At 59.8% G+C, this 6,927-nt stretch carries 7 protein-coding genes; 6 read left to right on the forward strand and 1 reads right to left on the reverse strand.

Features of this window, described 5'->3' with window-relative positions; genetic code table 11:
- Positions 1-3 precede the first annotated feature (3 nt).
- The 4 genes from LKX83_RS27605 to LKX83_RS27620 all read left to right on the forward strand — a co-directional run bounded on the left by LKX83_RS27605 (position 4) and on the right by LKX83_RS27620 (position 2,280).
- The gene (locus LKX83_RS27605; RefSeq protein WP_227886060.1) at positions 4-249 is read left to right on the forward strand and encodes a hypothetical protein; all 246 of its coding nucleotides are present in this window, start codon (positions 4-6) and stop codon (positions 247-249) included.
- Positions 250-251: 2 nt separating this feature from the next.
- Positions 252-1,355: a GerAB/ArcD/ProY family transporter gene (locus tag LKX83_RS27610; RefSeq protein ID WP_227886061.1), complete on the forward strand. Its 1,104-nt coding sequence runs from the start codon at positions 252-254 to the stop codon at positions 1,353-1,355.
- A gap of 147 nt (positions 1,356-1,502) precedes the next feature.
- Positions 1,503-1,994: a translation initiation factor IF-3 gene (gene infC / locus LKX83_RS27615; protein WP_227886062.1), complete on the forward strand. Its 492-nt coding sequence runs from the start codon at positions 1,503-1,505 to the stop codon at positions 1,992-1,994.
- A gap of 37 nt (positions 1,995-2,031) precedes the next feature.
- On the forward strand, positions 2,032-2,280 hold the full coding sequence (locus LKX83_RS27620; protein WP_227886063.1) for a hypothetical protein: 249 nt from the start codon (positions 2,032-2,034) through the stop codon (positions 2,278-2,280).
- A 210-nt stretch (positions 2,281-2,490) separates the two neighbouring features.
- On the opposite strand, the gene LKX83_RS27625 is transcribed toward LKX83_RS27620, so the two are convergent.
- Entirely contained in the window at positions 2,491-3,570 is a 1,080-nt protein-coding gene (locus LKX83_RS27625; protein ID WP_227886064.1) for a sulfate ABC transporter substrate-binding protein, read from the reverse strand.
- Positions 3,571-3,947: 377 nt separating this feature from the next.
- Here LKX83_RS27625 and LKX83_RS27630 point away from each other — a divergent pair, with 377 nt between their 5' ends.
- Together LKX83_RS27630 and LKX83_RS27635 are read left to right on the forward strand one after the other, a co-directional pair.
- Entirely contained in the window at positions 3,948-4,973 is a 1,026-nt protein-coding gene (locus tag LKX83_RS27630; protein ID WP_370639142.1) for a sulfate ABC transporter substrate-binding protein, read from the forward strand.
- A gap of 45 nt (positions 4,974-5,018) precedes the next feature.
- Positions 5,019-6,443: a WG repeat-containing protein gene (locus tag LKX83_RS27635; protein ID WP_227886065.1), complete on the forward strand. Its 1,425-nt coding sequence runs from the start codon at positions 5,019-5,021 to the stop codon at positions 6,441-6,443.
- Positions 6,444-6,927: the final 484 nt, after the last annotated feature.

A 6,927-nucleotide genomic window follows, 5' to 3' on the forward strand; every position in this document is an offset into this window, starting at 1 on the left:
AGGATGTGGACGTTTTTGGGAATTGCAGTGCTGGCCGGCGCGATAACCGCGGGAGAGATGCCGTCTTTGCGCAAGCGAAGGGCCGTAAAGGAGTTGATCCTGTTCATCCTGCTCCTCGTCGCCGGGTGCGGTCTGTATATCGCGCGGCAGGTGTATCATGCAACGATCCCGAATCCTTTGGACGGCATCGCCGCCATATTCGGGCCGCTGGGGGAGTGGATGTCGAACAGCTTGGGAGGGAAGGGATAACGATGGGGAACGACGGGAAAATATCCGCTCGACAGTTTTTGGTCCTGCTTTTCCTGTATACCATCGGGACGACGATCCTGGTCATTCCGTCCGGCCTCGCAACCGTCGCGCGGCAAGATGCTTGGATCGGGGCGCTCGCCGGCGTCCTGATCGGCCTCGGCGTCGCGGCGCTGTATCGAACGCTATGGGGCAAATATCCGAATCTATCCTTCGCAGGGATCTGCGAGCGGGTGCTCGGGAAGGTTGTCGGCAAAGCCGTAACGTTGGCATTCGTCTTTTACGCCTTTATAGGCTCGACCACAGTGTTGTACTACGTCGGCAACTTTTTTACGACGCAGATCATGCCGGAGACACCCATTCAATTCATTAACGGGCTCTTTGCGGTGATCGTGGTGATGGGGGTCCGCATGGGAGCCGAAGCGCTCGCCCGATCTGCCGAGATCATCCTGCCCTGGTTCATCGGCTTATTCTTTGTCCTGATTTTGTCGCTGAGTCCGGATTTGAAGATCGAGCAGTTCCAACCCGTGATGGAAGCTAGACCGAATGAGATTATCGGAGCGGCCCTTTCGTTTGCCGGAACGGCTTCGCTGCCGCTGGTCTTTCTGTTCATGCTGTTCCCGCGCGTCCAAATGGCCGATCAAGCGCGGAAGGGGATGCTGATCGTCCATGTCGCGGGCGGACTATGCGTCTTTCTGGTCACGTTGTTCAGCATAGGGGTCCTAGGTGCCGACGTGACGTCGCGCAACATGTTTCCCAGCTACGAGCTTGCCAAGAAGATCAACATCGGTAATTTTTTTCAGCGTATCGAGGTGATCATGGCGGGCCTCTGGTTCGTTTCAACCTATTACAAGACGAGTCTCTATTTCTATGGATTCGCGACCGGTGTCGCCGAGATGCTGAACCTCAAAGACTACAAGTCGCTGACTTGGCCGATGGGAATTCTGATGGTGTTGTATTCCCTCGTGGTCTATCCTAACGTCGTTTATATGCAGCATTGGGATGCTACCGTATATATTCCCTATATTCTCGTGATGGGCGCCGTCGTGCCGCTCCTCCTGCTGACCGCGGGGATCATCCGGTCCGGCCTGCCGGACGGACGCGAGTAGGCTTCGGTTTCGCATTCGGCTTTGCTAGGAAGCGGGAGGGAGTGGTATGCTCGTCTGGAACTTCAATTCTCTCAGCTCCCTATGCCTGCCTCTTCGCGCCGGCGCGGAATCGGGGAGCGGGAGCAAGCGCATGGAGGGAACGGAATCATGATCATCATGAACGAAAAGATCAAAGCGGCGGAAGTTGCGTTAACCGGCTTGGACGGCGAGGATCTCGGCATCGTGACGCGCGCGGAAGCCTTGGAGATGGCCAAGCGGCTGAAGGCCGATCTCGTCTGCACGTCGCTTTTCAGCAGCCCGCCGCCATGCAAGCTCGTTGCGGGCGGCAGCGCGAAGCAGGAGGCGATGAAGGAGAAGCAGGCGGAGCGCAAAGCGTCGCAGACGATGAAGGTAAAGGAAATCCGGCTGACCGCTCATATCGAAGACCACGACTACGAGACGAAGCTCCGCCAGTCGGAGAAGCTGCTGGCGTCGGGAGACGCGGTGCAGCTTGTCGTGAAGCTGACCGGCGCGAAGGAGGGGCCGCGCGCCAAAGAGCTGACCGAGCGGATGCTGAAGGATCTCGCCGCCGTCGGTCGGCGGGAGACCGGCATCCAGGTTAGCGGCAAGCAGGTGGCGGTACGCGTGAATCCAATCTAATGTGCCGTTAAGTACATCGAGACGGAAAGCGGATCTTATGAAAATGAAAGCGATCGCCGTCTGCTGCTATATCGGGTTGCTCTACTGGATCTCCGGCAATCAGGAGGGGATGCATATGCTGTTCTTCCCGACGATCGGCGCATTCGGCTATTTGTTCGTCACGCGGGCGATGAGCGCGTTGGCAGGATTGATCGCGACCGTCGGCTGCGCGCATCGACTGGCGCAATGGGCGGAGCGGCGAACGAAGGCGCAAGGACTCGAAGGGGCGACGCTCCCTCGCAGGTAGAAACGCGCAAAGGGCGATTCCCCGCCGATCCGTCGGCAGAGGGAATCGCCCTTTTTTGTCATACAGAATGTAAAATTTTAGCCTTCTCCATTTCTGTATGACCTCCGATAAAAACGTGCCGCCATCATCCTTGAAGACGGCGGATCCGTTTTTACTTGGCTGCAGGCATGAACCGTTCCTTCTCGACCGACGGCCATTCGCCGATCGGCGTCAGCGCCCGGCGCCGACGAGTTGGTCGAAGTTGCCGCCGTCCGCGAACTGCCGCGCGTTCAGATCTTCCCAGCCGTCCAGACTGTCGTCCACCGTCAGCAGCGTCGTCTCCGGGAACCGGCTCGCGAACTGCTCCGCGACGGAGGCGAAGCGCGGACGGTAAAAGTGCTGGGCGGCGATCTTCTGCGCCTGCTCGGTGAACAGATAATCGGCGTAGCCGTTCGCCGCCTCGCGGGTCCCGTGGGCGTCGGCGTTCCGGTCGACAACGCTGACGATCGGCTCGACCGCAAGCGTCGTCGGCGGCACGACGACGTCGAGCTTGCCCTTGGCGTCGCCGTTCGCGAGCGCGAGCGCCTCCGCCTCGGTCGTGATCCAGACGTCTCCGTCGGCCCGATCTACGAATCTCGCCCGGGCCGCCGCCTCGTCCGCTTCGAGCCGGGGCGCGTTCTTGTAGACGGCGCCGACAAACGCTTTGGCCGCGTTCTCGTCCCCGTCTTTGCCCAGCGCATGCGCCCAGGCGCCGACATAGAACCAGCGGGCGTCGCCGTAAGATTTCGGATCGGCGACGACGACTTTGACGCCGGGCTTCGCGAGGTCGTCCCACGTCTTGATGCCCTTCGGATTGCCGCTCCGCACCGCGAAGGCGACCGTCGTGAAGAAGGGCGAGCTGTTGTAGTCGTAGCGCTGCTGCCAGCCTTCCCCGATCAACCCCTTTGCCTGAATCGCGTCGATATCGGTCCCGATGCCGAGCGTGACCAAATCCGCCTGGAGCTTCCCGTCATTGATCGCCGCTTCCTGCCGGTCGGACGCGCCTGTGGTCTGGTCGATCGTGACCGACTGGCCCGTCTTCTCTTTCCAAAACGAGACGAATCCGTCGTTCAGCGCCTGAAAGAGCGGAGCCGTCCCGTCCGGCGAAGCTCCGGTCAGGGCGATCGGCTTGGCATAGTCGGAGCTTGCCGAGGGCGAGGCGCCATCGTCCGCGGACGCGTCCATGGGCTTGCCGTCGCCGGACGCGCAGGCAGCCAGCGCGAGGGAAAACGCGAGCAGGGTGGCGGCGGCCGTCGTTTTCTTTTTGAACATCGGGATAACGCCCCTTCGGTGGAGGAATGGCGGTGCAACCAAATACTTAATTTCAAATTGGAAAAATAGGGTTAATGCAGCGATTGTAGCAACCGCTCCGAGAGAGTGTCAAGAGCGAAATGGAAAAAGATTTAAAAATATTCCTAGTTGACAGGTTGGAAAACTGCGCGATATGATCATGCCAAGAAATGGTTCCAACACCCTACCGGACAGCCGGAGGCCCGCTGGAACCCGCCGCACGGCATCGGTCTCATCCGGAACGTTCGCCCCTACCCCCCCGGGGCGCGAACCGGCGAGGCGCGCCGCGCGGCGGGGACGGCCCGGGCCTCTTCGGCGTTCCGCCCCAAAATCGAGCAGCACAAAGGGAGAGAGCGGTTTTGAAGAAAACATTCAAACTGGCAGTCCTCGTGGTTCTGGCATTCGCGCTGTCCGCCACGAGCGCATTCGCGGCTGTAACCAAAAAGAACGACAAGAAAAGCGTCACGCTGCTGAACGTCTCCTACGATCCGACGCGGGAGCTGTACGTGAGCTACAACGAAGCGTTCGCGAAGTACTGGAAAAAGAAAACCGGTCAAACGGTCACCATCAAGCAGTCGCACGGAGGCTCCGGGGCGCAGGCCCGCTCCGTCATCGACGGTCTCGAAGCGGACGTCGTGACGCTCGCCCTCGAATACGACGTCACCGCGATCGAGAAGAAGGGGCTTATCGCGAAGGGGTGGCAGGATCGCCTCGCCAACAACAGCGCGCCGTACAAATCGACGATCGTCTTCCTGGTACGCAAAGGCAACCCGAAAAAGATCCAGGACTGGGACGATCTGATCAAGTCCGACGTCAAGGTTGTCACGCCGAATCCGAAGACGTCCGGCGGCGCCCGCTGGAACTACTTGGCCGCGTGGGCCTACGCGCTCAAACATAACAACAACAGCGAAGACAAGGCCAAGGCGTTCGTCAAAGAGCTGTTCACGCACGTTCCGGTGCTCGATACCGGCGCCCGCGGCGCCACGACGACGTTTGTCGAGAAGGGGATCGGCGACGTGCTGCTGGCTTGGGAGAACGAGGCGTATTTGGCGAAAAAAGAATATGGCGACAAGTTCGAGATCGTGACGCCTTCGCTCAGCATTCTGGCGGAGCCCACCGTCGCCGTCGTGACGAAAAACGTCCAAAAGCACGATACGCGGCAAGTCGCTACCGCCTATCTGGACTATCTCTACACGGAGGAAGGCCAGCGCATCGCGGCGGAGAACTTCTATCGCCCGATCAACCCGAAAATCGCCAAGGAGTTCGATAAGCAGTTCCCCAAGCTGAATCTGGTGACCATTAAGGACTTCGGCGGCTGGGACAAAGCGCAGGCCACCCACTTCGCGGACGGCGGCACCTTCGACCAGATCTATCTGAGAAAGTAAGCCGAAACGCGCGATAAAATCCCCCCTTTGACAGGAGCAACCAATATGTCCCATAGACGCAATTGGAAGCATCGCATTCTCCAAGTCGCGCTTGCCGCGACGCTCGGCGCGCAGATCGCCGCCTTCGGCGCCGCGCCGCCGGCGCTGGCGGCGGCCAAAGCCTCGGCCTCGGCCGTCACGGTAGACGGCGTCAGCCAGAGCGGATGGACGCCGGTCTTGAAGGACGGCGCCCTGTACGCGCCGCTGGCTGGCCTGAGCGCGAGCCTCGGCGCGACGGGCAAATACGACGCCGCGGCCAAGACGATCTCGATCCAGCAAGGCAAGCGTACCGTCGTCCTGCAGATCGGCGTCAAGAGCGCCAAAGTAAACGGAGAGAAGAGTGCACTCGCGTCTCCCGCGCTGCTGATCGACAAGGCGCCTTACGTTCCGGTGCGCTTCGTCGCGGAGTCGCTCGGCGCCTCCCTCGCCTGGAACGCCGCCCAGCCCGCGTACGAGATCGATACCCGCCTGCACGCATTCGCGGATGGCGATCATACCTCGTTCGTCAACGTGTACGGGGAGTCGGTCATCGCTTCGACCTACGGCATCGCCAGCGACTTCAGCGGCGGACTCGCCCGGATCAAGCAAGGCGACGCCTACGGCTACCTGGACCGCAGCGGCAAGCTGGCGATTCCCGTCCAGTTCGACGACGCCTACGACTTTTCCGAAGGCCTCGCGGTCGTGCACAAGGACGGCAAACCGGCCTATATCGACCGCACCGGCCAAATCGTCCTGAGCCCGGCCTATGACGAATTGTTCGATTTCTCCGAAGGGCTTGCGCTCGTCCGTCAGGGCGACAGCTTCGGCTACATCGACAAGACCGGCAAGCTGGTCATACCGGCGCAGTACGAAGACGCGTTCTACTTCAGCGGCGGGCTCGCGGCTGTGCAGATCGACGGCAGCTACGGCTATATAGACAAAACCGGAAAGCTGGTCATCCCGGCGAAGTATCAATCCGTGTCCGACTTCAGGGACGGCCTCGCGCTCGTTCAGACGCTGCTGACCCAGCCGGGCGAGACGGTCGAGGAGTCGACGGGCGTCTTCGGCTATCTGAACGCGAAAGGCGAATTCGCCATCCCGGCCCAATACAGCCAAGGCTACGCCTTCAGCAACGGTCTGGCGGCAGTCGAGCTGGACGACGGCTTCGCGTACATCGACAAATCCGGCAAGGTCGCGCTGCAGACGGCTTATACGGACGTAGGCGACTTCGGCGACGGCCTCGCGGCCTTCGAGCAAGGCGGCAAGTACGGCTACATCAACAAGAAAGGCCAGGTCGTCATCCCGGCGCAGTTCGATATCGCCGACCGGTTCGAGCGCGGGCTCGCCCATGCGGTCAAGGGCGATGTCGAAGGGCTGATCGACGCCAAAGGCGCGTTCGTCGCCCAGGGCAAATACATCGCGCCTCCGGCGCCGGCGGCGGATGGCCAATAACGGCGGGAAGCGCGAAAATGGGGCTGCCCCAAAGTCATTCCGTGACTTTTAAGAGCCCCGCGCAGCACCGATTTTCATCGCAAGTAAAAAGAGGGTGTCTCAAATGTAATGTAAGTCTGTTCACGCGACAGACAGCTCTCCTCCATCCCTAAACGTATGAAAACGAAGCAATGGCGGTGTTTGGGGAAATGATCCCTGCACCGCCAATTCTCGCTTTCTATCCACTATCTTCAATAAATGATGGGCAAGCAAAAGCCATCCGACCTCCAAGCTTACCTTCCGCATGACGCGAAGCAGCAAACGCCGGAATCCGCTTTCCGTATTGCCTATCCCGCATCCCATGATTTAGATGCAAATGTACATCTAATTTTGCTATATTCCTTCTAAACGATCATTTAGTTGCAATCGTACAACTAATTCGTCCATTTTTGCTAATAGGACGGATTTCCGCTAAATTAGATGTACTTTTACAAGTAAACCGCTC

The organism is Cohnella baijiui, assembly GCF_020731285.1.
Taxonomy (GTDB): Bacteria; Bacillota; Bacilli; order Paenibacillales; family Paenibacillaceae; genus Cohnella.